Origin of the sequence: Bacillus sp. 204(2023) (assembly GCF_037027505.1) — a bacterium.
Taxonomy (GTDB): Bacteria; Bacillota; Bacilli; order Bacillales; family Bacillaceae; genus Bacillus; species Bacillus subtilis.
The window spans coordinates 320731-346916 of the sequence record NZ_JAXCHE010000004.1; the positions used below are offsets into that span (position 1 = coordinate 320731).

Consider the following 26186-nt stretch of genomic DNA (forward strand, 5'->3'; position numbering starts at 1 on the left):
TGTCTCACTCCATTATTTTCATTGATCTGTATCTAAAATCGTACTCTCCAAAGCATTCACAGTAAAATACTCTTGTACTGTCTTTTTCTCACCGTTCACTTTTTTCTCGTACTCGACCGTAATTCTCCATACCGGCGCCAGCACCTGCGTACTTGTCAGCGGATATTGTGCTACATAGCCGAATTTACAGCTCTTCACAGTGCTGTATTCTTTTAATTGATTTTGATAGTACAATAGCTCAACCGCATCCATTTCAGTAATTAAGCTTTCTTTCTGGATTTGCTTGAAGGTCTCAAGCGTAGTCTGGTCGTATGACACAACCTCGTTTTTACCGTTTAAGTGCAGCACCACTTGCCCGATCATATTAGAGGGATTGTCGGTCTTTTGGTAAATATAATGACCTTCGTACGTTTGGAAGAAAATAATTTCTTTCTTCGATTTATCAACCTTCCAAAGCTTATATTTTTCGCCATCTTGAATTTTCGAAGAAACAAGTGCCTGAGCATCGTCCTCGATATCCTTCTTTGATAGGGCTATTGGATTTGCGAACTTCATTTTCAGGCTCGTTACTTTATGATCATCACTAGGCATGTCCATCAAAGGCTTTTGATCCTTCAGCGCCTCAATTTCCTCCTTGGTGAAGGCTTTTTGATTTGCCGTGATCCGATAGCCTTCTGTTGCTTCCTTATTCAAACCCTCATACGTGATATGATCGGCCTTCATGTCATGCTCGACATCATTTTTAATGACTTCATATTCCTTGCCGGTAGCCTGCCATTTTTGAAAAAACTGATAGCCTAAGAAAATATCTAAAATGAGGAAGGCAACGATGAAGATTGATTTTGTCTTATTCCACTCCACTGTTGGCCCCCTCCTTCCTCAATAAATCCTTTGTAATCGGCACAATTTTTCCATTTACTTTCATCGCCCAAACTGGTTCCAGTTCAACGAGAGGATCATCGTTGGTTGATGTTGATACCAATTGATAAGCAAGGAAGATCTGATCAATTTTGTCCGTATCATAAGCGGTTTGTTTCGAAAGCAGCATCCTCACTTCGCTGCCGCTCATGAGCTCTGTTTCACTTGTTTTAATCGGATTCGTTCCGAGACTGTAATTCGGCCGCTTATAGCTGAGAATATCATCATTCGCCCATTGCACCGTAATCGCCGATGTCGCTCCGAAAGGTTTGGCGGTGCTGTTAATGACCGGAATCTGATCCATAAAGATATAGAAGCTCAGCTGCTGGCTGTCATTGATATTGAAAAATTGATAGTGATCCGTCCAGCTTCCGGTATCCTCAAGATATTTTTGGCTCTTTTTGATTAATTCACCTGTTTGATAGGATGTGCTCTGCACCAAATTGCGCTGCTGGAATTGCACCTGTCGCTGGCTTAGATTCACATCTAAACGGCTGATCCCATCTGTCAGCACATTTCTGTTGTTGTAATTCGAATCTTCTCTTACAATGCTCGGATCGCTAAACAAAGCCTGCTTAAAGGTATTTGTTTTAATCGATTCTGTGACAAATTCTTTTTTGTCCATCGTAAGCGGTTTGTTCGGCAGCAAGAACTCTTTCTTTGAGCCAATGGAGAACAAACTGAACGCCGGCATATTTGATTGCCTGTTTTTCAAGTCGTTCATAATGTTCCGGTAGTTTGCTGATTCAACCGTCACTTCAAGAATGAGCTGCTTGCTGTAAGACACCAAATAGATTTTCTTGTTTGCTTTTGTTTCATTGAACGGGATCAGAATATGGTCAAACGAACTGTATTCAAACGACTGATTAGACCATTTAAACAGCGTTTGGAAAATATCAATCGGAATCGTATCGCTGAATTGTAAGTCAAGCTTGGCTTCAGAACCGCCTATTCCATAAAACCAGCTTTTGAATCCAGCCTTGTCATACTGATCCGAAATATCTTTAATCCCTTTCACATCCCAATGCGGCAAGTCAGACCAGATTTCTTCATAGAGGGCATTGTCATCCACTTTGTAATGAGCGCCGTCATCATGGATAAACATGTCCCTTGGCCTTACCGTTTCAGACAGCTTTTGGGTGGTTTTTTCGATTTTATGTTTTACACGAACAGTAGACTCTGTTGAGGATGAGCCTTCAGAAAAGTTTGGCTGGAACGTCCATATCCCCCATGTAAAAACAAGACTGATGACGACGAGTACCGTAAGTAATATCGTTTTTATATTTTCACGCTTCATCCCAATCATCCTCTTGTTCCTCTTTATATGGAAGAGTAAATGTAATCGTCGTGCCTTTTCCTTCTATGCTGTCCGCCCAAATATCTCCGCCGTGCGCCTGTACCATTTCCTTGGCAATCGCCAATCCCAGACCGGTGCCGCCAAGTTTTCTCGTTCTCGCTTTATCCACCCTATAGAAGCGGTCAAAGACTTTTTCGACATCTTTTTTCGGAATGCCGATCCCTTCATCCTTCACGCTGATATAGAGAAGTTCTTCCTCTTCATTGACATCAATCGAGAACGTGACATGTCCGCCTTCCGGTGAATATTTTAAAGCGTTAGAAATAATATTATCGAGCACCTGCGTTATTTTATCCTGGTCAATCTCGACGTACAGATCTCTGTCCGGCAGATTGCGGATAAACTCCACATGCTGCTCTTTTGTCATTTCGAAACGGTCAATAATAAGTGACATAAACCGGACAATCTGAATCCATTCCCGGTTAAATTGATAATCCTTACTGTCAAATTTCGACAGCTGAAGCAGATCATTGACAAGCCGAATCATACGCTCTGTTTCATTTTGCGTCACCATTAAGAAGCGCGGAGCAATGTCTTTATTTTCCCACGCGCCTTCAGCTAACGCTTCTAAATAGCTGCGCATTGTCGTAAGCGGCGTCCGCAGCTCATGTGATACATTCGCAACGAATTCTCTGCGTTCCTGATCCATTTTCTCTTGTTCGGTTACATCGTAAATGACAGCGATTAAACCATCAATTTTGCCGTGTTCCCTTTGAATCACAGAGAAATTCACGCGAAGCACCGTTAATTCATCATCGCGCTCAATTTCAAGCAGCATAGAATCCTGCTGCTCCACTAAATCTTCAAAAGTATAATTCTCTTGAAGCCCCAGCAAACTCGTAATCGGCATTTCTAAGGCTGTTTCACGTGAAACGTTCAACAGCTCCAGCGCCGGGCTGTTTAAGAGAATAATCGCTCCGTTTCGGTTTGTGGCGATTACGCCGTCTGTCATATAGGCAATGACAGAGGCTAGCTTTCTGCGTTCTCCTTCAGTCATCGCTTGGGCATCTTCAAGCTCTCTCGTTAAGTGGTTAAACGTTGTGGCCAGCTGCCCAATTTCATCATGCCCGTACTTTTTAACCTTCCTCGAGAAATTCCCTTTCGCAAGCTCCATCGCCTGCTTTCGCATATCTGAAAGCGGGTGGGTAATGGTTCTTGCCAGAAAAATACCGAGAAGAGCCGTCAAAACAAGTGCCAAACCTGTGCCGGACGCCAGTATCGTGTTGATCGTCTTCATCTGATTAAAGACATCTTCCATACTCGCGACAACATAGATCGCGCCCACAACCTCTTGGTTTTCAGTCATGACGGGCTTCGCGGAAATAAGAACCCTGATTTTGCTTTTCGGGTCATAATATTTTCTTAAATACGACTGTTTGGTAGAAAAAATTCTTTTGAAAATCAGATCGGTCGTTTGTTTCCCAGCCACTTCCTCACCGTACGGCTTTGAAGAACCGACCACTTCATAGCTTTTATCTACAAAGCTAATTTCCCGAACCTCATCACTTTTCGTGAAGTCATTCAAAATACGGCTGACGTCATCCTTTATGACGGTACTGTCGTTATCGCTCTTATATTCTTGTTCGATATAATAAGAAAGGTTGTCGATTCGCTGATTCAGCGATTGTTCATAAGAGCTGATCAGCGACTTCTCTACCTGATTGACAAAATACACACCAATGATTTGCATGGCAATGATAATCAAAAGCACATAAATCAAGGTAATCTTAAATTGGATCGACCGAAAAAAACCAACCTTATTCATATGGGCATTAGTCCTGTTCTGGGTTTCTCAAGTAATAACCTACACCGCGGCGTGTGACGATCCAATTTGGATGGCTCGGGTTGTCCTCGATTTTTTCACGAAGCCGGCGGACTGTTACGTCAACCGTTCTGACATCGCCGAAGTAATCATAGCCCCAAACGGTTTGAAGCAAATGTTCACGGGTCATCACTTGTCCGATATGTTTTGCTAAATAATGAAGCAATTCGAACTCACGATGAGTCAATTCGATTGTTTCGTCTCGTTTTGATACAACGTACGCGTCAGGGAAGATGACGAGAGAGCCGATATGAATCTCGTTAGAGGAAGGCTCTTCCTCCGCAGGCGCTGTTGTCAGCTGGCGGCGCAGGTTCGCTTTTACACGTGCCAAGAGCTCGCGTGTGCTGAATGGTTTTGTGACATAGTCATCAGCACCGATTTCAAGCCCGATAACCTTGTCAATTTCTGAATCCTTAGCCGTCAGCATAATGATTGGCATATCGTATTTCTTTCTGACTTCACGGCATACTTCAACGCCGTCTTTATTCGGAAGCATAATATCTAAAAGAATTAAATCAGGCTGAAGCTCTTCTACCATTTCAACGGCTTCGTTTCCGTCGTGGGCACAGTGCACTTCATAGCCTTCTTTTCTTAAGTTAAATTCCAATATATCTGCAATCGGTTTTTCATCATCTACTACAAGGATCTTTTTATCCATCATTTTGATTTTCCTCCTGCCGAATGACTTCATTTCATCTATATCACATTCGTTTCATCACTTATGGCCCATGTAAAGAATGGGTCCTTGTCTATTATAACGGTTTAAGGTCAAAAGATAAAAAAAATAAAGGTTTAGAAAAAAAACACATGTTTCACCTTTATCGCCAGTTGTTTATCTATTGTCATGCTGGTCAACTTTTTTTAAAAAAGATAACTTTATTGAAACCTCCCCTCACCGGAGTGCGTCTTTATCAATGACGTCTTCTTCTTTGAACCGGCCGCAGGGCCGGTTCTCCCTTTTTCTTCTATTATAACACTCCTCATGTTTGCCTTTTTCCTAAAAGAAAAAACGCACCTACGATTGCAGATGCGTTTGGTAAGTGGCTCGGGACGGAATCGAACCGCCGACACACGGATTTTCAGTCCGTTGCTCTACCAACTGAGCTACCGAGCCAAATGTTTTATTTTTCTCTACTAAGTAAAGTAAAATGGCGGTCCGGACGGGACTCGAACCCGCGACCTCCTGCGTGACAGGCAGGCATTCTAACCAACTGAACTACCGGACCTTACAGTAATTGCCCGGAGAGCTGTCGTGTCAGCTCTCACAGACAAATAAGGAATTTAGCAATAACGCTAAAGTAAATCAATGACCCGTACGGGATTCGAACCCGTGTTACCGCCGTGAAAGGGCGGTGTCTTAACCGCTTGACCAACGGGCCTTCACGAAATGGTGAGCCATGAAGGACTCGAACCTTCGACCCTCTGATTAAAAGTCAGATGCTCTACCAACTGAGCTAATGGCTCTTAAAGATGTCGGAATTTCTATAGAGCAAACGACTTAGATCTAGTTCTTATCTCGTACTCTATTGAAGCAGTTTCCGTAACAACGAGATTTATAATATCACGAACAAATAGAAGTGGCAATAACTTTTTTGGTTTTTTTTCATATTTTTTTCTCAGACCAACTTATATGCGGCTTTCAAACAAAAAACAAGCCCCTGATATAGGGGCTTGCAGACATATTCTATTTAGTTCGCGCGGTACACACTGCGAAGGACATTTGTTTGTGAGCGGTCTGGGCCGACAGAGAAAATAGAAAGCGGAATGCCTGTCAGCTGAGACACACGCTCAAGATAATGGCGCGCATTTTCCGGAAGCTCGCTCAAGCTCTTCGCACCTGTAATATCCTCAGTCCAGCCTGGCATTTCTTCATAAACCGGCTCACATTCAGCAAGTGCTTTAAGACTTGCTGGGAATTCTTCAATAATTTCGCCTTTGTAGCGGTACGCCACACAGATTTTCAACGTTTCAATTCCTGTTAGGACGTCAATAGAGTTCAGAGAAAGATCTGTAATTCCGCTCACACGGCGGGCGTGGCGGACAACAACGCTGTCAAACCAGCCGACACGGCGCGGGCGGCCTGTTGTTGTTCCATATTCGCGTCCGACTTCACGGATTTGATCGCCGATTTCATCCTTCAGCTCAGTCGGGAAAGGACCGTCGCCGACACGAGTCGTATATGCTTTTGATACACCGACAACGTGCTTGATTTTGGTCGGGCCGACACCAGAACCGATCGTGACACCGCCGGCAACCGGGTTAGATGACGTAACAAACGGGTATGTTCCTTGGTCGATATCGAGCATAACCCCTTGTGCGCCTTCAAATAATACACGGCGCCCTTCATCAAGAGCATCGTTTAAGACAACAGATGTATCGCAAACATATTTTTTAATCTGCTGGCCGTACTCATAATATTCGTCTAAGATATCCTCAAGTTTAAACCCTTCTGTCTCGTACATTTTCTCAAGAAGACGGTTTTTTTCTTCAAGATTGCGCTCAAGCTTTTCCGCAAACGCGTCACGGTCTAACAGATCCGCGATGCGAATTCCGATGCGGGCTGCTTTATCCATGTAAGCAGGGCCGATTCCTTTTTTCGTTGTGCCGATCTTGTTAGCCCCTTTACGCTCTTCTTCCACTTCATCCAATTTCAAATGATACGGCAGAATGACGTGAGCTCTGTTGCTGATTCTCAGGTTATCTGTACTCACGTTGCGCTCATGAAGATACGCAAGCTCTGTGACTAATGCTTTCGGATCTACAACCATTCCGTTTCCGATTACACACGTTTTATCCTTATAGAAAATTCCAGACGGGATTAAGTGAAGCTTATATGTGATTCCGTCAAACTTGATTGTATGCCCTGCGTTATTTCCGCCTTGATAACGGGCGATCACTTCTGCATTTTCTGATAGGAAATCTGTAATTTTACCTTTTCCTTCATCGCCCCATTGCGTACCTACTACAACTACTGAAGACATGTCCGTGCACCTCCGTTAACCTTTCAAAACGATTCTATTCAAACAAATCAAGTTTATCAGTGAAGAAACAGAAAGTCAATTGTAAATCCGAACATTAAATTATTGTAAATCTATATTCGTTCGCTTCCATTCGTTTTATAAGCGTTTTCTCACGGTTTTGTCATAAAAAGCTTGCGAAACTTTCATCCTTTAGCATAAGAAAGAATCACTTACCTGATATCCCTTTTGAATTCATAAAAACGACCCGCCAGCCGTCCGGGTCCTCTATCGTTACGCCCCCATTGCTCCAGTACGGGTTCTCTGATTCGACCTCTTGATAGCCCATGTGCTTTAGCTTTGAAGTGATCGCTGCCAGTTCATCTGCATTCGGCACATAAAAAACAAGAAGGCTGTCGGGATGGGGAACGGGGGCACTGCTTCCCCCTTCATACTGGGTGAATTCCAAATGATAATCGGCATGAGGAAGGCCGAACATGACACCGTCATACCCGTTATGCTGTGAAAATTCTCCTATTCGTTTCAAACACAATCCCTCTTGGTAAAAACGAATAATCTCATCAAGCTGGCCCGTAGGACGTGCAATTCGGATTTGTGCTGCGTGAAAAGACGAAAAACGTTTTCCCATATTGTTACCATCTCCTTTTTGCACCATTTTATTAAAACGCTTTCAATTTTTCATCCGCTGAGCGAACGGTATTTCTTCCATCTTTCGAATGAAAAAACCCCAAGAGCAGCTCTTGGGGCTTATGCGCCGGGCGGAACGCCTGCGTCATCAAAACGCCGTTCCAGGTTGACGAATTTGTTGTATTCTTTTACGAACGCAAGAGACACGGTTCCTACCGGGCCGTTACGCTGTTTGGCGATAATAATTTCGATAATATTTTTATTCTCGGTTTCTTTGTCATAGTAGTCATCACGATAAAGGAACGCGACAATATCCGCGTCCTGCTCGATACTTCCTGATTCACGGATATCAGACATCATCGGACGTTTATCCTGACGCTGCTCAACACCCCTGGAAAGCTGAGAAAGCGCGATAACAGGGACTTGCAGCTCCCTGGCAATCGACTTCAGTTCACGGGAAATTTCAGATACTTCCTGCTGACGGTTGTCCTTTGAACGGCCGCTTCCCTGAATCAATTGCAGGTAATCGATCAAAATCATGCCCAGCCCGCTTTCCTGCTTCAAGCGGCGGCACTTGGCACGGATTTCACTCACCCGAATACCCGGTGTATCATCGATGTAAATCCCGCTGTTCGACAGGCTTCCCATTGCCATCGTCAGCTTGCCCCAATCCTCTTCGGTCAGGTTACCTGTACGGAGATTCTGGGCATTGATATTTCCCTCGGCACAGAGCATACGCATAACGAGCTGCTCGGCACCCATCTCAAGACTGAAAATTGCTACGCTCTCATCGGTCTTTGTCGCCACGTTTTGTGCGATGTTCAGGGCAAAGGCTGTTTTCCCTACTGACGGACGGGCAGCCACAATGATCAAGTCGTTGCGCTGGAAACCCGCAGTCATCCGGTCAAGCTCCGTAAACCCTGTTGGAATTCCCGTGATATCACCTTTTCGATTGTGAAGCTGTTCGATATTATCATAGGTCTGGACAAGGACGTCCTTAATATTTTGGAAGGCACTCGTGTTTTTGCGCTGTGCCACTTCCATAATCGTTTTTTCCGCTTCACTGAGTAAATCCTCGACCTCATCCTCACGGGTATACCCGTCTTGAGCAATCGTTGTCGCAGTTCTGATTAATCGGCGAAGAATCGATTTTTCCTCAACGATTTTCGCGTAATATTCTATGTTAGCCGCTGTCGGCACCGAGTTTGCGATATCTGTCAAATATGAAATGCCGCCTACTTCTTCCAGCAGGTCTGTGTTCGCAAGCTCTGATGTGACTGTCACCAGATCAACCGGTTCACCTCGGTCACCGAGCACCAGCATCGCATTATAGATTTTTTGGTGGGACATTCTATAGAAATCATCTGGAATCAATACTTCTGAAGCCAGTGTTAAAGCAGACGGCTGTAAAAAAATAGCGCCTAACACGGCTTGTTCGGCTTCTATATTTTGCGGAGGAAGCCGGTCATTCAGAAGGTCTGTCATGCTAAGCACCGTCCTCTCATTAAAAAATCTCCAACCTCCATTCTACCATTTCTACAGAAAAAAAATAGAACAATTGACTGTTTCCTGTTTTTTTCAGTTAGCAGATTGGATCGTTTCGGACAGTAACAAGGCGGGAAAAATGCAATAAAACATGAGGGAGGAATGAAAGATGATAAAGAAATATGCGATTACACCTAATGTTGATGCGGACGGCTGGTTTATTGAGGTGGAGAATGTAGCGCCGACAGCTTTGTATACGTCTAAAGACGCCGCTATTGAAAAGGCCAAACAGGTGGCTAAGGAAAACAGTCCGTCTAAGCTTGTAATTTATGACCAGTTTAAAAATGTGGAAGAAGAACACTCATTTTAATGAATGAAAGCCTTCGCTGCAGCGAGGGTTTTTTAGCGGTTATCGGTTTATTTCATCCATTGGATGCCTATGTGCATCATCAAATCTGCCGCTTTTTGATACAGATCCCACTCCCCGATCGAAGCAAATTTCCCCATCAGCTCCTGAAGCTTTAGCCTCACTGCTATATATTCTTCGAAAGTGACAGCTTTTTCAGTGTCTATTTGGTGTTCCTTCAGCATTTGTTTTAATAAAGACAACGGTGCGTGCATAAGAACCCTCCTTACCTCTTTTATAACGGTCGTTTTCCGATTGCTCTATTCCTTTGTGACATCTTCTTACATTTCACATCTGGTTCTTGTACAATGGACAGAAGAGAGGAGGGATCTTTTGTGAGACCTTTGCAAATTTCTGCTGAAACTGCACAAAAGCTTGCAGAGTCCTTGAATCTGCCGCTTGAACAGATCATGCATATGCCTCAGCATATCCTGCTTGCCAAAATGGCTGAACTGCAAAAAGAGGACAAATCATAGCCTTCATTCACATACTTGCTTACCTGTTTCGGGATAATATCATGTATATGTTAGAAAAGAGGAGTAACTGCTTTGCCACATCCACATAATAAAAAAATCCAATCATTTTGGCTGATCACCGGCATTATCTTTATCGCCTTTAATTTACGGCCCGCGATCACTTCAGTCGGTCCGGTCATCAGCTCTATCCGGGCAGAGCTGCACATGTCCAATGGGGCAGCCGGTTTTTTGACCGCACTGCCGCTGCTTTCGTTTGCAGTTCTTTCTCCGCTTGCACCTAAGCTTGGACAGCGCCTCGGAAATGAGCGAACTTTATGGCTAGGTCTCGTGATACTGCTGATCGGTGTTCTGACTCGTTCTATCGGCTATACTGCCGCTTTGTTTTTCGGAACGGCACTTATCGGCGTCGGGATTGCGATTGGTAACGTACTTTTGCCAAGCTTAATCAAACATAAATACCCTGAAAAGCCAGGGATCATGATCAGCCTGTATACGACATCAATGAATATATTCGCAGCTTTAGCATCGGGTGTCAGCGTTCCTTTAGCGACCCAGATGAATGGCGGATGGAAACAAGCCTTTCTCTTATGGGGCGGGCTGGCTTTGCTTGCATTGCTGATCTGGATACCTCAGCTGCGCCATCGAGATACGGCAAACCAGACAATGAAGCTGCAATCCAGTTCCATTTGGGCTTCCAAAATGGCATGGTATGTCACCATCTTTATGGGCCTGCAATCGTTTTTATTTTACAGCAGCATCGCTTGGTTTCCTGAAATTCTCCGTTCACACGGGATTGATACGGCAACAGCCGGATGGATGGTATCACTCATGCAATTTGCGAGTCTGCCTTCCACTTTTCTGACACCAGTTTTAGCTGACCGTGTGAAACAGCAGCGCGGTATCGTTGCGGCGCTGGCCTCAGTTTATCTGATCGGCCTCTGCGGATTATTAGCGGGCGGAAGCCATACATTGCTTGCCATCTGGATGATCATTATCGGTATCGGGCAAGGCTCTAGCATTAGTCTGGCCCTTACTTTGATCGGTCTCCGCAGTGAAAATGCCCAACAGGCCGCTGCGCTGTCAGGCATGTCTCAGTCATTCGGCTACCTGCTGGCAGCAGTCGGGCCAATCTTTGTCGGCTATCTCTTTGACCAGACGCATTCTTGGACGATGCCGATTGTGCTTCTCATTGCTGCCCTGATCGTAATGGGAGCAGCCGGACAGGGAGCCGGACGAGATCGATACATTTTTCAGTCAGAAAAACAAAGAAATTCAGCATAAAAGCGGGGAAAATATCTCCGCTTTTTTCTTTGAATATTTATGGTTTATTCATAAGTTTTTCATATTTGTTTTTTACAATTAGACACCATAAAGAGGTGAAAAACGATGAAAACCAAACGATTCGACGCAGCCCTTATTTATATTTTGCTGGGAGCAGCTTTTTTGAATACGTATCACATTTGGCAGGATGATACAGCGAACCAGTACTATTTAGCGGCTGTAAAAAGCATGACGCAAAGCTTCCATAATTTCTTTTATGCGTCATTTGACCCTTCTGGATTTGTGACAGTAGATAAGCCTCCTGTCGTGTTATGGATTCAAACGATTTTCGCACTGATTTTCGGTGTTCACACGTGGAGTGTCATCATTCCCCAGGCTCTTGCCGGAGTTGGATCTGTCTTCCTACTCTACAGAATGATCAAGCCGACTTTTGGAATTGGAGCGGCCCGCATTGCCGCACTTGTCATGGCACTGACCCCTATCGCAGTAGCTGTCAGCCGGACAAACAATATCGATAGCATGCTCGTTTTTACCATATTGCTCGGTTCAGCTTGCCTGTTTCGGGCAGTAAAACAAGGTAAGCTAGTTTGGCTGCTGACGGCATTTGCCCTGATTGGGCTCGCCTTTAATATGAAGATGATGCAAGCGTTTATGGTATTGCCTGCATTTGTGTTATTCTACCTGATTGCATCTCGGGTTTCTCTGAAGAAAAAAATCGGGTCCCTGCTTCTGTCTCTTGTCCTTCTGACAGGCCTTTCACTCTCATGGGCGATTGCAGTGGATTCAGCCTCTTCCTCAAGCCGGCCTTATGTAGGAAGCAGCCAGACTAACTCAGTGCTAGAACTGGCCTTTGGCTACAACGGCACAGAGCGTCTGCTTGGGCAAACTACGGGCCTGGCAAAGGGTGATATGAATGCTGCTGGCGGAGGGAACATGCAGAATCAAGACAACATGCAAGCGCCAAATGGCAACGGTTCATCTTTTTCTCAGAACGGAAATCAATCATTCGGAAACCATTCACAGGCGCCTCAGCCGCCTAACGGACAAACCGGCGCTCTCAATGGAGGCGGAGGCACACCTCCCACAGGTGGCAACGGGCCTGGAAATGGAGGGCCTGGCGGCGGAGGCGGAAAAAGCGTGAATATGTTCGGCACCGGTGATCCTGGACCGCTTCGTCTTTTCCAATCAGCACTTTCCGGCCAAATCAGCTGGATGCTTCCATTCTCATTGATCGGATTACTGGGCGCAATCGTCAGCTGGTACCGTGATCGCCGCGGACATGCTGCTGAAATGAAAGAAACGCTATTCTGGGCGGCTTGGCTTGTTACCGTGGCTGGTTTCTTCAGCATCGCAGGATTCTTCCACCAGTATTATTTGATTATGCTGGCACCGCCGATTGCCGCCCTTTCTGGTATCGGATGGTATACGATGCACCGCTTATACAAAAATAATAAAGACTGGTCCAGCTATCTTCTACCGGCAGCCGTCTTGATCACAGCCGTGTTTCAGGTGTATATTCTGAGCGCTTATACAAGCCAAATCGGCAGTGTATGGATGTATGTCCTGGGGCTCTTAGGACTGGGCATCACCCTTGCACTTCTGATGCTTAAACGCAGCCATCCGTTCAGTAAGCTGCTGACCATCATCAGCTTGTGCGTTCTGCTTCTCACACCAGTTTACTGGTCAGCAACGCCGCTTCTATACGGAGGCAACAGCGTCCTTCCTGAATCCGGCCCGCAGCTCAAAAGCTCGGCAAACGGCGGGAACATGTTCTCTTCAGAGGTCGACAGCGGGCTCCTTTCCTATTTGAGAAAGCACAATACTGGCGAAGAATATTTATTTGCCACTTTGACAACCGTAACAGCTGCGCCATACATCATTAACGAAAATGAGTCTGTTATGGCAATGGGTGGGTTTAATGGCACGGATCCCATTCTGACTGTGTCCGAACTGAAAAAACTAATCAAAGAAGGCAAAGTGAAATACTTCCTTCTGTCCGAAAACAACTCAGGCAACAGCGAACTTGTTTCCTGGATTAAGAAAAACGGAAAAGAAATAACATCTGACGAGTACAGCGGTTCCTCCAGCAGCACAAACAGCGTGCAGGGAATGCGAAGAGGACCTGGCAGAGAAAGCCAGCAAACTCTTTATCTCGTGGAATAAAAAAAGAGGCTTGGATGAATCCAAGCCTCTTTTCTATTAAGCTTCTTCTTTTACATGTACCTTTAACACAGCCTGCACTTCAGGATGCAGCTTCACAGGCACGTTTGTATATCCTAATGCACGAATGCCGTCCGGCAGTTCAAGCTTCCGCTTATCTACTTTAATGTTATGGTCTTTTTGGAGCTGTTCAGTGATTTGCTTGCTTGTCACTGAACCAAATAAACGGCCGCCCTCACCTGATTTTGCGCTAAGCTCAACAGTCAGTTTTTCTAATGTCTCTTTCAAGCTCTTAGCCTGCTCAAGCTCAGCAATGGCTTCTTTTTTCTCTTTCTGCTTTTGTCCGTTTAGCGCGCTGATGTTTGACGCGTTCGCTTCAACCGCGAGGCCTTTTTTAATTAGAAAGTTATGCGCATAACCGTCTGCTACGTTTTTGACTTCGCCTTTTTTTCCTTTTCCTTTTACATCTTGTAAGAAAATAACCTTCATCTCTGTACGCCTCCCTCAAAATACTCATCTATGGCGTGCTTCAGCCGTTCCAGCGCTTCAGAAACTGAAATGCCGGACAACTGAGTCGCCGCATTTGTTAAATGCCCTCCGCCTTCCAGGGCCTCCATGATGATCTGAACATTTACCTCGCCAAGCGACCGCGCACTGATACAAACCGTTTGTTCATCCCGTCTCGCCACCGCAAATGAAGCCTCAACCTCACTCATCGATAGCAGCGAATCGGCAGCCTGCGCAATCAGCACTTGATCGAAGTATTCCTCTTCATTTTCAGGAAGAGAAGCAATCGCAATGTTATCTTTATAGAGGACCGTATGCTGGATCAGCTTCGCCCGTTTAATATAGGAATCAACGGTTTCTTTCAGGAACTTCTGCACCAGCACCGTGTCGGCGCCTTTTGCCCTTAAATAAGAAGCCGCATCAAAAGTCCGCGAGCCCGTGCGGAGAGAAAAGCTCTTTGTATCCACTATTATACCAGCTAATAGGGCTGTTGCTTCAATCATATTGATTTTTAAGCGCTTCGGCTGATATTCAAGCAGCTCTGTCACCAATTCCGCTGTGGAAGAAGCGTATGGTTCCATATAAACGAGCAGCGGATCTCTGATAAACTCCTCACCTCTGCGGTGATGGTCGATGACCACGATATGTTCAATTTTATTGACCAGCCGTTCCTCCATGACGAGTGACGGCTTATGTGTATCAACGATCACAAGCAGTGTGTCATCATTGGAAATTTCCATTGCTTCTTCAGGCGTAATAAATCTTGACCACAGTTCTTCATATTTTTTGATTTCCCCAATCAAACGCTGCACACTTGAACCGATTTGATTTGGGTCAATCACGATAAAACCATCTTTGTTATTTGCCTGAGCCACCTTTAAAATTCCGATCGCTGCACCGATAGAATCCATGTCGGGGAATTTATGCCCCATGATAATCACATTGCTGCTTTCGGTGACGATTTCCTTTAAGGCGTGAGAAATCACGCGGGCCCGCACCCTTGTTCGTTTCTCCATTGGGTTTGTTTTACCGCCGTAAAACTTCACCTTGCCGTTTGGCAGCTTAATGGCTACCTGGTCTCCGCCGCGTCCCAGTGCTAAGTCCAAGCTGGATTGCGCCAAATCGCCAAGTTCTTTCAGGGAAGAGACTGAAGCCCCGACACCGACGCTTAACGTCAGCGCTACACCGTCAAATGAGGTTTTTTCCCGCACTTCATCAAGAATCGAAAACTTCGAATTTTCGAGTTCAGTTAAGATGTGTTCATTAAGTACAGCGATAAAGCGTTCTGAAGACGTCCTTTTCAAGAAGATCCCGTACTCCTGCGCCCAAGCGTTCAGCAAAGATGTCACCTGGCTGTTCATCGTGCTTCTCGTCTGGTCATCCAATCCTTGTGTCACATCATCATAGTTATCAAGGAAAATATATGCCAGGACGGTTCTTTCGTTTTCATATAGCTTTTCAATCTGAATTTGTTCTGTTACATCAAAGAAATATAAGAGACGCTCATCCCGTTTGATGACAACCCTAAACTTGCGGTCATTCAATGTAACCGTTTCCGATTCCACCTCTTGTTTGATAAGCGGCACTACCGATTCACAAGTATCGTAAAGTGATCTCCCCACTAAAGTGCTTTCATTAAAACAAGAGGAAAGAAACGGATTTGCCCATTCTATATAATATTGGTCATTAAAAAGCATAATTCCAATCGGCATTTCCATCAATGCCTCTTCACCGACTTTTTTCAACCTGTAGGACAACGTAGAAATATAAGCATCAATCTCTTGTCGAATAAGAGAATCAGCACGCTTAATAAAAAACAAAATAACTGCCAGCAGCAGCACTTCAACGGTTCCTAATATCCAGTTAAAATAAAAGCTGATGAGGATTGTAATAATTGACAGAGCAATCAATGCATAGATGGGATACCGAAACAGCGGTTTTTCATAAAAGCTTGGCATTTCTATCACTCCCCACCATGTGAGTAAAACTCATGTTCACTTCACCTTATTCCTTATATGAAAGCCCATATCTAAAACGCCTAAAATGCGAATGGCTGCCATGAAGACCGGATGCACAAACCCAAGTATGACAGCAATCACAGCCGCAGCCTTTGGATATTGTTTCTTATGGCAATAGAAAAAGATAAATGATAAACCTTGGATGAAAATCAGAAACCCGAGTATAAACTCCCCATTTAAAGCGATAGAGTACAGCATTTGGCCTTTTTCTAAAGGCAAAAATGAAAGCATGACAATAATCAAATACAGTACTACAACACTTTGCGGAAACTTCAACTCTCTAAAAGGCTTTAGATTAGGAATATCGGGGGAGAATCGCCTTAAGAGCGGCTTAGCGATAAGGTAACTGAGGAAAGAAAAAATAACTCCTACCATCACAATAGCTGTTGGAAAAAGATATTGAACGATACCCAATTGTTCTTCCATCAGTTTTAATTGCTTCTCAATCTGTCCAGCATTGCCCGACTGCTTCGCTACAGTTTCTACAATATCAAGAGATTGCCGGTATTGTGTCATCGCCTCATCAATGATATTGATACCCAAAAACTGAATGCTTATCACAAAATAGAAGACAATACTAAGCATATAAATAAGAGCGCCCGAAATAATGGCGTGCCCGGGCTCTTTCCTTTTGAAAAAATGTCCCATGGCAATGCCGGCGCAAGCTGACATAAAAGCTACAATAAGCCCGTTAAAGGACCCGACAATAAAAACAACCGGAAGACTGACAGCGCCCATCCATATCCCTAGCTTCAATCCATGTCTGATCGTATACAAGATCATTGGCAGCGGCAGTGCAAATAACAGAATTGTTCCAATCACAGGAACATAAACGACCAGAAGCGTGATGATCGCAAACAGACTGATTAAAATAGCACCTTCCATTAAAGCTCTCGTTTGTTTCACTTAGTCACCTCGTATCATCCTGAACATACGAATAGAAAAGAGCAGCATAAACGACTGCTCTTTTTTCATCGCTGCAACATACTTTGCACCGAATGTTTTTATATCATCTCTAAATTTTACTTTTATATTTTAACATAAGTCCAAATCGCAAGTAAAATGACGCTAATGTTTCATGTGAAACATAAAAAATGAAAAGACATTCTTTGAAAAGAATGCCCATCACAATTAATGTTTATCATCCATAAAGCCAGAAGATTCCTTGTTTTTCTTTTTCGTTTTTCTGACATACATAAAAATTAAGATCACCAGTAAAAGGGTTGTTGCTTGCAGAACGCCGCTGCTAAACAAGAAAAAGTTCTTTATCATGTCCCACATTGTGTTTCACCTCTTTGTGCATGTTCTCAACCCGTATCCTATATAAGGTGAATTTCCCTTTTTCAAAACTTCAAAACATCATGAACAACATTGAGCGTTGGGCATATGCTGATATGGAATCTGATCGATAAAGGAGAATTTTCACATGGATGAACGCAGAACATTGGCTTGGCATGAAACATTAGAAATGCACGAGCTGGTTGCTTTTCAATCAAGCGGACTCATTAAACTGAAGAAAATGATAAGAGAAGTAAAAGACCCTCAGCTCAGACAGCTTTATAACGTGTCTATTCAGGGTGTTGAGCAAAATTTGAGAGAGCTTCTTCCGTTCTTTCCACAGGCTCCGCACAGAGAGGATGAGGAAGAAGAACGCGCAGATAACCCATTTTACAGCGGTGACCTGCTCGGTTTTGCCAAAACATCTGTCCGCAGCTATGCCATCGCAATTACAGAAACAGCAACACCTCAATTAAGAAACGTACTGGTCAAACAGCTGAATGCTGCCATCCAGCTGCACGCCCAAGTTTATCGATACATGTATCAGCATGGATATTATCCGTCTTACAACCTTTCTGAACTGTTGAAAAACGATGTCAGAAACGCCAACAGAGCCATTTCAATGAAATAAAACAAGCAGCAAAGGAGTTCCCTTTGCTGTTATTTTTGCTGATCCTTCAGTAAGCCGTTCGAACGATAAGATTCCAGCACGTCTCTGTTGGATTCTCCCCATTCTTTCATTTGCAAAACAATCGGTTCAAGCGTTCGCCCGAATTCTGTCAGAGAGTACTCAACCTTGGGCGGCACCTGGTGATAAACCTCACGATGCACGATGCCGTCCGCTTCCAGCTCCCTCAGCTGAAGAGTAAGCATTCTTTGAGTAATACTCGGGCAGATTCGCCGAAACTCATTAAATCGTTTCTTGCCATCTATCATGTGATAAAAAAGAATTCCTTTCCACTTTCCGCCAATAACATCTAGAGTAAATTCAACTGGACAGCCTTCTTTGTTCGGGTATATATTCTTTTTTCCACTCATTCTTGACCCTCCAATAGTACCTTTTTTGATACTACATTACATTTCGCAACTAAGCTACCCAGTATTTTACACAGCTTTTCTTCTCAGCTCAAAGAAAATGCTTTTTATTCACATCAATTTTTAAGGGTTTGCATGATTACACCTGCAGCAAGACGTGTTAAACTATATAAAGATTACACTACTTAAAAAAGGATAGGAGCTATCATGGAAAAGATACTTATTTTCGGACACCAAAACCCAGATACAGATACGATTTGTTCTGCGATTGCTTATGCTGATTTGAAAAACAAACTCGGCTTCAATGCTGAGCCTGTCCGCCTCGGACAAGTCAACGGCGAAACACAATACGCGCTTGACTATTTCAAACAAGAAAGCCCGCGTCTTGTTGAAACAGCTGCAAACGAAGTAAACGGCGTTATCCTGGTTGACCATAACGAACGCCAGCAAAGCATCAAAGACATTGAAGAGGTTCAGGTTTTAGAGGTTATCGACCATCACCGCATCGCTAACTTTGAAACAGCTGAGCCGCTTTACTATCGTGCTGAGCCTGTAGGCTGTACGGCTACCATCTTAAACAAAATGTACAAAGAGAATAACGTGAAAATCGAGAAAGATATTGCCGGCCTAATGCTGTCTGCGATCATTTCTGATTCCCTGTTATTTAAATCTCCAACTTGCACGGACCAAGACGTAGCGGCAGCAAAAGAGCTTGCTGAAATCGCTGGCGTAGATGCTGAAGAATACGGCTTGAACATGCTGAAAGCAGGCGCTGATCTAAGCAAAAAAACAGTGGAAGAGCTCATTTCTCTTGATGCGAAAGAATTTACGCTCGGCAGCAAGAAAGTCGAAATTGCACAAGTAAACACAGTGGACATTGAAGATGTAAAAAAACGCCAAGCTGAATTAGAAGCTGTGATCTCAAAAGTTGTGGCTGAGAAGAATCTTGATCTGTTCCTTCTCGTTATCACAGATATCTTAGAAAATGATTCACTTGCTCTTGCAATCGGTAACGAAGCAGCTAAAGTGGAAAAAGCGTTCAACGTTACATTAGAAAACAACACAGCCCTCTTAAAAGGCGTTGTTTCCCGTAAAAAACAAGTCGTTCCTGTCTTAACAGACGCAATGGCTGAATAAGCAAAAAGCATCCCGCGTCGGGATGCTTTTTCTTATTCACCCAGCTTCTCAATTTGTCCCATCACATCAGTAATTTGCTTTGCGTTTTGGACCAGGTCTGACTGCTCCAATTCTTTAAGCGATACCTTGCCTTCCTCGGCTTGTTTCAACACATCTTCAGCGCTTTTCTGCAAGGTTTCGTTATGTTCCTGAATGGTTTGATGAATCTCCGCTGCGGCATCAGGCGGCGTTAATTCATTAAAATCAGCGGCAGCCTTCTGAATCGACTCAAGCTGCGTTTCAAGTTTTTCTTTCGCCTCGGTGTCATTTACAGCTTTCTCAGCCAATTCAGGCGCTTCCTCTGCAAATGTCTTCACCTTCTCCACATAACCAGCTGCTTCACTCGTATAGTTCAATCCGTCGTTCACCTGATCAAGCAAGCCGCATCCGCCTGCACTCAAAATTCCCACTCCGGCAAGTACTGTCAAAATGATCTTCATCTTCAGCCCCCTTATCGTTTCTTCTTCATTTTTTCTTTTAAGATCGGAATCAATTTCTCTTTCGCTAACGGCAGCCCTTTCCTCACCAATTCACGCTTCAGCCACTTTTTCAGCTTAGACATTCTGATGCTCCTCTCCCTTTTTGATAAAAATGAAAAAACTCCACCAATTTGGTGAAGTTCCTGAAACAAAAAGACCTTCACCAAATCAGATTTGGCAAAGGTCTCGCTAACAATGAGATTGCCAGCAAAGCCGAGGACACCTTGTCCCGTAATGACGACTTTACTGTGAAAGCTACTCCCCTTTGGAGTATTCATTTTTATTACTTTCATTCTAAAGCACCAATCTGTTCCAGTCAAATTCCTGCCGTTTATATAAAAGCGCGCTGTGGTATTTAAAATTTGAATGGTTTTTCCATCAGGAGATCATGCTATGACAGAGGAGGTTTTCATCATGAGTCAAGAGCGCGTGAAACGGCCTGGGCATACCAGATGGTACATATCTTCGTTACTTAGCGGCATTATTATTCTTAATTATTTTGACCGAGTGGCCATCTCGGTAGCGGCCCCTGCGATACAGGATTCGTTTCACCTTACTGCAACTGAACTCGGCATCGTGTTTTCCATTTACACCTATTCCTATACACTGATGCAGCTGCCTGTCGGAAGTTTGCTGGACCGTTTTGGGGTCGCATGGGTCACGAGGGTTGGAATGACAATATGGAGCTTTTTAACGATCCTTCTTGCTTTTTTGCAAGGAAAATTGCTGTTGTATCTGTTCCGGTTTCTCATTGGGCTGACGAGCGCCTCTGCGTTCCCTGCTGCCTCTAAAGCAACCGCTCTCTGGTTTCCTCCAAGTGAGCGGGGATTAGCAAACTCACTGTTCGATTCGGCCGCCAAGTTTTCAAATGTAATCGGCGCGCCATTGGTCGCCTTTCTTGTCACAACATTTGACTGGCGTGTCGCTTTTTTGACGATTGGATGCATCAATGTGCTGTTTACAATCTTTTTCTGGCAGTATTATGAACAGCCTGAACGGCACAAACGTATTTCTAAAAGTGAACTAAACTATATTCAAAAACACAATGCCATTACAACAGAGCAAATCCCTTACAAAACAGGCCCGCTTTTAAAAAAGCTTTTCACCAATCGAAAAGTATGGGGCTTAATGATCGGATTTACAGGGTACGGGTATACATTCAACCTGCTGCTCACTTGGCTTCCGACTTTCTTTAAACATACATACGGTATGGATCTCATGTCGTCCGGTTTATTTACAGCTGTGCCGTGGCTGATCTCAACCATTTCCGGAATTGTGGTCGGAGGCTGGCTCGTCGATTATTTTATTAAGAAAGGCTACTCTAACACCAAGGTGTACCGAACCGTAATCATAGTCGGAATGAGCTTTGGCTTTTTCTTTTTAGGCTCCATTCTGACGAACAATATTACCGTAGCGATTATTTGCATTTCCATCGGGCTCGCCGGAATTTCCGCAACCGCTCCGGTCGGCTGGTCCATCTCCGCAGAACTCGCGCCGATCGGTTCCGTATCCATGCTGAGCTCCATGGTGAATCTCGCAAACAACCTGTTCGGAGGCATTATTGCTGCGTCACTGACAGGGTATTTGTTTGATGTGACAGGCTCCTTTACGCTCAGCTTTCTGGTAGCTGGTTTTGTGCTGTTGCTGGGATTGGTTTTTTATGTGTTTGTATTAGGGGATGTAAAACGAATTAAACTGGAATGAAGAGTGCTTGCTGAAAAGCACTCTTTTCTTTGAATCCGCCAGGTGTTATTTTCTTTCTCCCAACATTCACTAGGCTGTTCTCGGACGAAAACACCACCATTTTATCCTTGACTCCAACCAAAGGTAAGGCCTCATAGTGAAAGAAGAAAGGAGGAGTCAGATGGTGAAATTAACAGTAAAAGAACGATCCAATATTGCGAATGTCACAATCAAAACGCTTTATCATTACCACAAAATCGGCTTGCTAGCCCCAAAGGAAATAAGCGAAGCCGGATATCGGTACTATGGTGCTGACGAACTAAAAAGACTGCAGGAAATCCTTTTTTACAAAGAATTAGATATTCCTTTGTCAGAAATCAAAAGATTATTAAATGAGGATGCTGAAAGAACAAGTACATTAGAAAAACAAAAAAAGCTGTTTGAAAAGAAAATTGAAAAGTATCAGCGTCTCATTCAAACAGTCAACACATCTTTAGAATACACGAGAAAAGGTGAAAACATGGATCATAAGGTAATGTTTAAAGGATTTGAAAGCGCTGAAGAATGGAAACAATCTTTAGCAGAACAAAATGGGTATTTAAAAGAGCGTTACGATTTTGAATTGGATACACATACAATCAATGTCGATGAAATGAACAAAATGGCAATAGAGGCTAAACATTTTCTTGATAGGTTGGCTGATTTTTTAAGAAATGGTGTAACGTATCATGACCCTTCCGTGCAAGAGCATGTCATGAATCATCTTAAGTTCCTAAATCAGAACGGGCATCCGACAAGTAAAGAAGATTACGTAAAACAAACACGTTTTTTTATGCAAGATGATTTCCATAGAGGAATGTTAGAAGAGCAGCAAGCCGGTTTATCTTATTATTTGGTTGTCGTTGCAGAACACCTGTAATGTTTTGTTACCCTTTATAGGGTGACAGCCATCAGGATTACGAGACAGCACCGCCAACAATCGAAACATTCTGCCGGTCAACGGCAAAACGCCGTCCGTTCCATTTTAATACGGTTTGAACATATCCCAATGAGTCGGCGTTATACCTTCCCGCTATCCGCTGGTACGCCAATAATTCGTATACGCCGTCTCTGTCAAAATCAACCGGATACAAGCCCGATAAAGGATTCACCCATCCTTCTATCGGCATTTTTAACACACCTTGGCTGTTATAAATCTCATTCAAATATTCCCTGCCTTTGTAAGTAAGGTCGAGGATATACGTTTCGTTTTGCTGATGACTGATGACGCTCGCTTTATATTGATTTTGATACCTCACACTGTACTTTAATTCATCATTCAATACATCTGAATTGAAAATTCGCCGGAACTGCCTGTTTAGATAGGCAAACACATATGCATAAATAGCACCGCCGCTTCCCCCTGTGTCTATTACCACTGCCACATCCTCAATCTTGTCGCCTGTCATATCCCCCAGAAAAAGTGACGGATTGTATCCCATATTGTTTTGAAGCTGAATCTGCTGCTCCTGATGGGTTCTGCCATCACGGATCACCAATGTGATATTTCTCCATAACGGGCTGCCGGGCATTTGATTTCCAGTTAGAAAGACCTCGTCAATAACGCCGTCTCCCGTGACATCGCCGCGGGTAGATGCAATGATTGCACGTGAGGAGACAGGCTGCCGAAATACGTATGGATGTTGAACAAGTCCTCTGCCTTCATAAAACCAATAAGGAGCCATTCTGATGTCATACACATTCAATTGTGTCACCTTCCCTAATCAGCTGAATGAATCATTATATGCAGGAATGACACATCAAAGACATATCTTACACACCAATTAAATCCGTACCATATGAATTATCGATTACACAAAGCCACTCGCCTTGCGCATTCTTCTTAAATACATAGGTCGCCCTTCTTTCCATCGTATACTCGGAGTCCTTTTTATCCGAATCAAGCAGTGTCTGAGAAAGGACAAGTACCGTGTCACCTGCTTCCAACAGGATCATTTCCCCTTGTGTCGGGACAATATGATGATTGAAATAATTCGCAATCGTGATAAACGCTTTTTTGATTTCTTCTTTGCCTCGCGCGATCATGCCCGGCTTCACAACTAAAGCGGCATCTTCCGAATAATAATTCATCAGTGTATCAAAATCTTCATTTTGAATTGCCAAATCACATGCAGAGATGATGTCTTTCAATTGCTGTTCCAAATGACTTCCCCCAATCATCATGATTGGATATATTATACATCGTTAGATCACTGAAACCGTGAAAACAAAATGAAAAGTATCCTTTTTTCCTATATAATCAAATAGATATATTTAACAAAGTACCCAAGTGAAGGGGTGGACATTATTGTCTGCGGAAGTAACGTTACATGACAATATACATCATGATTTAAGTGCGGATTGCCAGCACTGTTTTGGCCTGTGCTGTGTCGCCTTGCCTTATGCGAAGTCGGCAGATTTTGCTTTTGATAAAGACGGGGGCACGCCTTGCCGCAACTTACAATCAAACTATCAATGTTCTATACATAAAAATCTCAGAGAAAAAGGATTTCGAGGCTGCTCTGCATATGAATGCTTTGGCGCCGGCCAAAAAGTATCCCAAATCACTTATGAGGGAAAGGATTGGCGAAACAGCCCCGAAACGGCCAACCAGATGTTTGACGTTTTTCCTATCATGCAGCAGCTGCACGAAATGCTCTGGTATTTACATGAAGCTCTATCTATAGATATAGCCAAGCCGATTCATTCTGAACTGAGAACCAGTTTCGAAAAAATAGAAAGGCTCACCAGACTCAGCAAAGAGCGCTTGCTGACACTGCAGGTGGACGAGCATCGAGCTGAGGTCAATGAATGGCTGTTAAAAACGAGTGAACTGGTGCGTGCCCAAGCCCGCCATCCAAAACTCCCGAAAAAAGTCAGCCAGGGAAGTGTCCTGATCGGCGCGAAACTGAAAGGGCTTGATTTGCGAGGAGCAAACCTAAGAGGGGCACTGCTCATAGCCGCAGATCTGAGAAATGCCGATTTGAGAATGACAGACTTTATCGGTGCAGATATGAGAGACGCTGATCTCAGAGGCGCCGACCTGACCGGGAGCATCTTTCTGACACAGGCACAGGTGAACGCCGCCAACGGCGATTCGAACACAAAGCTGCCGCTGTCTTTACGAATCCCTGCCCATTGGAAATAAAAAAAGGACCCGCTAACGGTCCTTTTTTACTGATCAATTCAATCCTTTTTCGTTCCTTTTATCCGGCATTTTCACACTTCTTGCCAAGTATCCCGACAGCCATAACGCAACCAGCAGCATGAAGGTGATCATACCGACAACGCCCAGCCAGTGAAAAGCAGACCAGAATAGCCCTCCGATTGTTCCGAAAACACTTGAACCGGCGTAATAAAAGAACAAATACAGCGATGAAGCCTGTGCTTTGTTGTAAAGGGCTCTCCTGCCCACCCAGCTGCTGGCAACTGAATGCCCTCCGAAAAAACCGAATGTAAAGAGGGCAATTCCCAGAATTTTCACTGCCAGCATACTGTTTATCGTGAATAAAGCACCTGCAATGACGATGAAAATATTCATCACCAATATTTTCGGATAGCCATACCGATCAACCATTCTTCCAATGAAAGACGAGCTGAAAATGCCTACAATCATCACAATAAAGATCCAGCTGGAAAATGCTTTATTAAGCGAATACGGCGGGCCCAACAGCACGTACACAATGTAATTAAACAATGCAACATTGCTTCCGAGCAGTAAAAAACCAATGAGAAACAAGCTGAATAGTTTACGGTCCCTCAAGTGGCCGATCAGAGACATTCCCAATTTCCCGAGCTTCAATTTTCTTGGCGTAAAATGCCTGGATGGCGGCAAATTCATAAAAAATATAATACTAGCAATCAAACTAATGACACCAATTGACCCCATCGCCATATGCCAATTCAAGTACTCGCTCAGGAGCCCGGAAACGATCCTTCCGAAAACGGCGCCGATTGCGTTTCCGCTGATATACAGCCCCATCGCTGATCCAAGACTTCCGGGTTCAATTTCTTCTCCAAGATAAGCCATCGCAATCGACGGAAGGCCTGCGAGCGCAACGCCTTGAACGGTTCTCAATACGAGCAGTGTATGAAAGTTCGGACTGAAAGCCGATGCCAGACAGAGAACCGATGCGGCCAGCATGGAAATACCCATAATCGGCTTGCGCCCCCACACCTCGGATAATGAACCAAAGACAAGCATGCTCACAGCTAACAGCATTGTGGTAACAGATAAAGAAAGACTCGCCGCAGTAGGCGTCACATGAAATTCCCTCGTGAATTCCTCCATGAGCGGCTGTACGCAATATAGAATCGCAAATGTATTGAAACCCGCAGCGAAGAAAGCAAACGTAATTTTTCGAAAAACCGGTGTGCCTTTTTGAATGTATGTCATCGGGACTTTATCGGTCCCTCATCATGTTGTGGAGCACTGTAATTCATAAACAACCATCCTTTATT

27 protein-coding genes and 4 tRNA genes are annotated in these 26186 nt (G+C 44.0%); 9 read left to right on the forward strand and 22 right to left on the reverse strand.

Annotation, left to right across the window (positions count from 1 at the left end; genetic code table 11):
• Nucleotides 1–18: 18 nt before the first annotated feature.
• The 11 genes from walI to dnaB all read right to left on the reverse strand — a co-directional run bounded on the left by walI (nt 19) and on the right by dnaB (nt 9187).
• Nucleotides 19–861 (reverse strand): WalRK two-component regulatory system regulator WalI, encoded by an 843-nt coding sequence (gene walI, locus WA279_RS11125; RefSeq protein WP_003226937.1) that lies wholly within the window; start codon nt 859–861, stop codon nt 19–21.
• Nucleotides 848–2215 carry a WalRK two-component regulatory system regulator WalH gene (gene walH / locus WA279_RS11130; RefSeq protein WP_032722849.1) on the reverse strand — a complete coding sequence of 456 codons (1368 nt, stop codon included), beginning with the start codon at nt 2213–2215 and terminating at the stop codon, nt 848–850. Before walH ends, walI begins: the two co-directional genes overlap by 14 nt.
• Complete coding sequence (gene walK, locus WA279_RS11135; protein WP_009968432.1) at nt 2205–4040, reverse strand: cell wall metabolism sensor histidine kinase WalK; 1836 nt, start codon at nt 4038–4040, stop codon at nt 2205–2207. Before walK ends, walH begins: the two co-directional genes overlap by 11 nt.
• A 7-nt stretch (nt 4041–4047) precedes the next feature.
• Entirely contained in the window at nt 4048–4755 is a 708-nt protein-coding gene (gene walR, locus WA279_RS11140) for a cell wall metabolism DNA-binding response regulator WalR (RefSeq protein WP_003244363.1), read from the reverse strand.
• Between the two features lie 383 nt (nt 4756–5138).
• A tRNA-Phe gene (locus tag WA279_RS11145) sits at nt 5139–5211 on the reverse strand.
• Between the two features lie 35 nt (nt 5212–5246).
• A tRNA-Asp gene (locus WA279_RS11150) sits at nt 5247–5323 on the reverse strand.
• 81 nt (nt 5324–5404) lie between these two features.
• Nucleotides 5405–5476 (reverse strand) — tRNA-Glu (locus WA279_RS11155).
• A 9-nt stretch (nt 5477–5485) separates the two neighbouring features.
• A tRNA-Lys gene (locus WA279_RS11160) sits at nt 5486–5561 on the reverse strand.
• A gap of 224 nt (nt 5562–5785) precedes the next feature.
• Nucleotides 5786–7078: an adenylosuccinate synthase gene (gene purA / locus WA279_RS11165; protein WP_003226929.1), complete on the reverse strand. Its 1293-nt coding sequence runs from the start codon at nt 7076–7078 to the stop codon at nt 5786–5788.
• Between the two features lie 205 nt (nt 7079–7283).
• Nucleotides 7284–7703, reverse strand: a complete 420-nt coding sequence (locus WA279_RS11170) for a VOC family protein (protein ID WP_133954119.1) — start codon at nt 7701–7703, stop codon at nt 7284–7286.
• Between the two features lie 119 nt (nt 7704–7822).
• Nucleotides 7823–9187: a replicative DNA helicase gene (gene dnaB / locus WA279_RS11175; protein WP_003226923.1), complete on the reverse strand. Its 1365-nt coding sequence runs from the start codon at nt 9185–9187 to the stop codon at nt 7823–7825.
• A gap of 169 nt (nt 9188–9356) precedes the next feature.
• On the opposite strand from dnaB, the gene WA279_RS11180 reads away from it, so the two are divergent.
• Nucleotides 9357–9557, forward strand: a complete 201-nt coding sequence (locus WA279_RS11180; RefSeq protein ID WP_003226922.1) for a DUF2188 domain-containing protein — start codon at nt 9357–9359, stop codon at nt 9555–9557.
• Nucleotides 9558–9604: 47 nt separating this feature from the next.
• On the opposite strand, the gene WA279_RS11185 is transcribed toward WA279_RS11180, so the two are convergent.
• Nucleotides 9605–9808, reverse strand: a complete 204-nt coding sequence (locus tag WA279_RS11185) for a hypothetical protein (protein WP_015250806.1) — start codon at nt 9806–9808, stop codon at nt 9605–9607.
• Nucleotides 9809–9928: 120 nt separating this feature from the next.
• Between WA279_RS11185 and WA279_RS11190 the strand changes: the two genes are divergently transcribed.
• The 3 genes from WA279_RS11190 (at nt 9929) to WA279_RS11200 (ending at nt 13513) form a co-directional block, all read left to right on the forward strand.
• Nucleotides 9929–10069, forward strand: coding sequence for a YycC family protein (locus WA279_RS11190; protein ID WP_003242786.1), 141 nt, complete (start codon nt 9929–9931; stop codon nt 10067–10069).
• 72 nt (nt 10070–10141) lie between these two features.
• A complete protein-coding gene (locus WA279_RS11195) occupies nt 10142–11350 on the forward strand; it encodes a CynX/NimT family MFS transporter (RefSeq protein ID WP_336155421.1) in 1209 nt (402 codons plus the stop codon).
• Between the two features lie 105 nt (nt 11351–11455).
• Nucleotides 11456–13513 (forward strand): ArnT family glycosyltransferase, encoded by a 2058-nt coding sequence (locus WA279_RS11200; protein WP_336155422.1) that lies wholly within the window; start codon nt 11456–11458, stop codon nt 13511–13513.
• 36 nt (nt 13514–13549) lie between these two features.
• Here WA279_RS11200 and rplI read toward each other — a convergent pair whose 3' ends face one another.
• The 4 genes from rplI to WA279_RS11220 form a co-directional block, all read right to left on the reverse strand.
• Complete coding sequence (gene rplI / locus WA279_RS11205) at nt 13550–13999, reverse strand: 50S ribosomal protein L9 (RefSeq protein ID WP_003226915.1); 450 nt, start codon at nt 13997–13999, stop codon at nt 13550–13552.
• The gene (gdpP, locus tag WA279_RS11210; protein WP_003242517.1) at nt 13996–15975 is read right to left on the reverse strand and encodes a cyclic-di-AMP phosphodiesterase GdpP; all 1980 of its coding nucleotides are present in this window, start codon (nt 15973–15975) and stop codon (nt 13996–13998) included. Before gdpP ends, rplI begins: the two co-directional genes overlap by 4 nt.
• 36 nt (nt 15976–16011) lie before the next feature.
• The gene (locus WA279_RS11215; protein WP_336155423.1) at nt 16012–16941 is read right to left on the reverse strand and encodes a YybS family protein; all 930 of its coding nucleotides are present in this window, start codon (nt 16939–16941) and stop codon (nt 16012–16014) included.
• A 225-nt stretch (nt 16942–17166) separates the two neighbouring features.
• Nucleotides 17167–17316: a hypothetical protein gene (locus WA279_RS11220; RefSeq protein WP_003226909.1), complete on the reverse strand. Its 150-nt coding sequence runs from the start codon at nt 17314–17316 to the stop codon at nt 17167–17169.
• 145 nt (nt 17317–17461) lie between these two features.
• Here WA279_RS11220 and cotF point away from each other — a divergent pair, with 145 nt between their 5' ends.
• Nucleotides 17462–17944, forward strand: coding sequence for a spore coat protein CotF (gene cotF / locus WA279_RS11225; RefSeq protein ID WP_336155424.1), 483 nt, complete (start codon nt 17462–17464; stop codon nt 17942–17944).
• 29 nt (nt 17945–17973) lie between these two features.
• Here cotF and hypR read toward each other — a convergent pair whose 3' ends face one another.
• Nucleotides 17974–18351, reverse strand: a complete 378-nt coding sequence (gene hypR, locus WA279_RS11230; protein WP_122895658.1) for a transcriptional regulator HypR — start codon at nt 18349–18351, stop codon at nt 17974–17976.
• A gap of 204 nt (nt 18352–18555) precedes the next feature.
• Between hypR and WA279_RS11235 the strand changes: the two genes are divergently transcribed.
• Nucleotides 18556–19485: a manganese-dependent inorganic pyrophosphatase gene (locus tag WA279_RS11235; protein WP_336155425.1), complete on the forward strand. Its 930-nt coding sequence runs from the start codon at nt 18556–18558 to the stop codon at nt 19483–19485.
• 32 nt (nt 19486–19517) lie between these two features.
• Here the strand turns inward: WA279_RS11235 and WA279_RS11240 are convergent, their stop codons facing one another.
• Nucleotides 19518–19964 (reverse strand): DUF6376 family protein, encoded by a 447-nt coding sequence (locus WA279_RS11240; protein ID WP_336155426.1) that lies wholly within the window; start codon nt 19962–19964, stop codon nt 19518–19520.
• An 11-nt stretch (nt 19965–19975) separates the two neighbouring features.
• A complete protein-coding gene (locus WA279_RS11245; protein WP_003226899.1) occupies nt 19976–20296 on the reverse strand; it encodes a hypothetical protein in 321 nt (106 codons plus the stop codon).
• 100 nt (nt 20297–20396) lie between these two features.
• Here WA279_RS11245 and WA279_RS11250 point away from each other — a divergent pair, with 100 nt between their 5' ends.
• Nucleotides 20397–21707 carry an MFS transporter gene (locus WA279_RS11250; RefSeq protein ID WP_268554110.1) on the forward strand — a complete coding sequence of 437 codons (1311 nt, stop codon included), beginning with the start codon at nt 20397–20399 and terminating at the stop codon, nt 21705–21707.
• A gap of 160 nt (nt 21708–21867) precedes the next feature.
• The gene (locus tag WA279_RS11255; protein WP_336155445.1) at nt 21868–22605 is read left to right on the forward strand and encodes a MerR family transcriptional regulator; all 738 of its coding nucleotides are present in this window, start codon (nt 21868–21870) and stop codon (nt 22603–22605) included.
• Between the two features lie 37 nt (nt 22606–22642).
• On the opposite strand, the gene WA279_RS11260 is transcribed toward WA279_RS11255, so the two are convergent.
• Nucleotides 22643–23431 carry a hypothetical protein gene (locus tag WA279_RS11260; RefSeq protein ID WP_336155427.1) on the reverse strand — a complete coding sequence of 263 codons (789 nt, stop codon included), beginning with the start codon at nt 23429–23431 and terminating at the stop codon, nt 22643–22645.
• A 67-nt stretch (nt 23432–23498) separates the two neighbouring features.
• A complete protein-coding gene (locus WA279_RS11265) occupies nt 23499–23888 on the reverse strand; it encodes a YybH family protein (RefSeq protein ID WP_015483969.1) in 390 nt (129 codons plus the stop codon).
• A 145-nt stretch (nt 23889–24033) separates the two neighbouring features.
• Between WA279_RS11265 and WA279_RS11270 the strand changes: the two genes are divergently transcribed.
• Nucleotides 24034–24873, forward strand: coding sequence for a pentapeptide repeat-containing protein (locus WA279_RS11270; RefSeq protein WP_047183499.1), 840 nt, complete (start codon nt 24034–24036; stop codon nt 24871–24873).
• Nucleotides 24874–24906: 33 nt separating this feature from the next.
• Here the strand turns inward: WA279_RS11270 and WA279_RS11275 are convergent, their stop codons facing one another.
• Entirely contained in the window at nt 24907–26121 is a 1215-nt protein-coding gene (locus tag WA279_RS11275) for an MFS transporter (RefSeq protein WP_047183500.1), read from the reverse strand.
• Nucleotides 26122–26186: the final 65 nt, after the last annotated feature.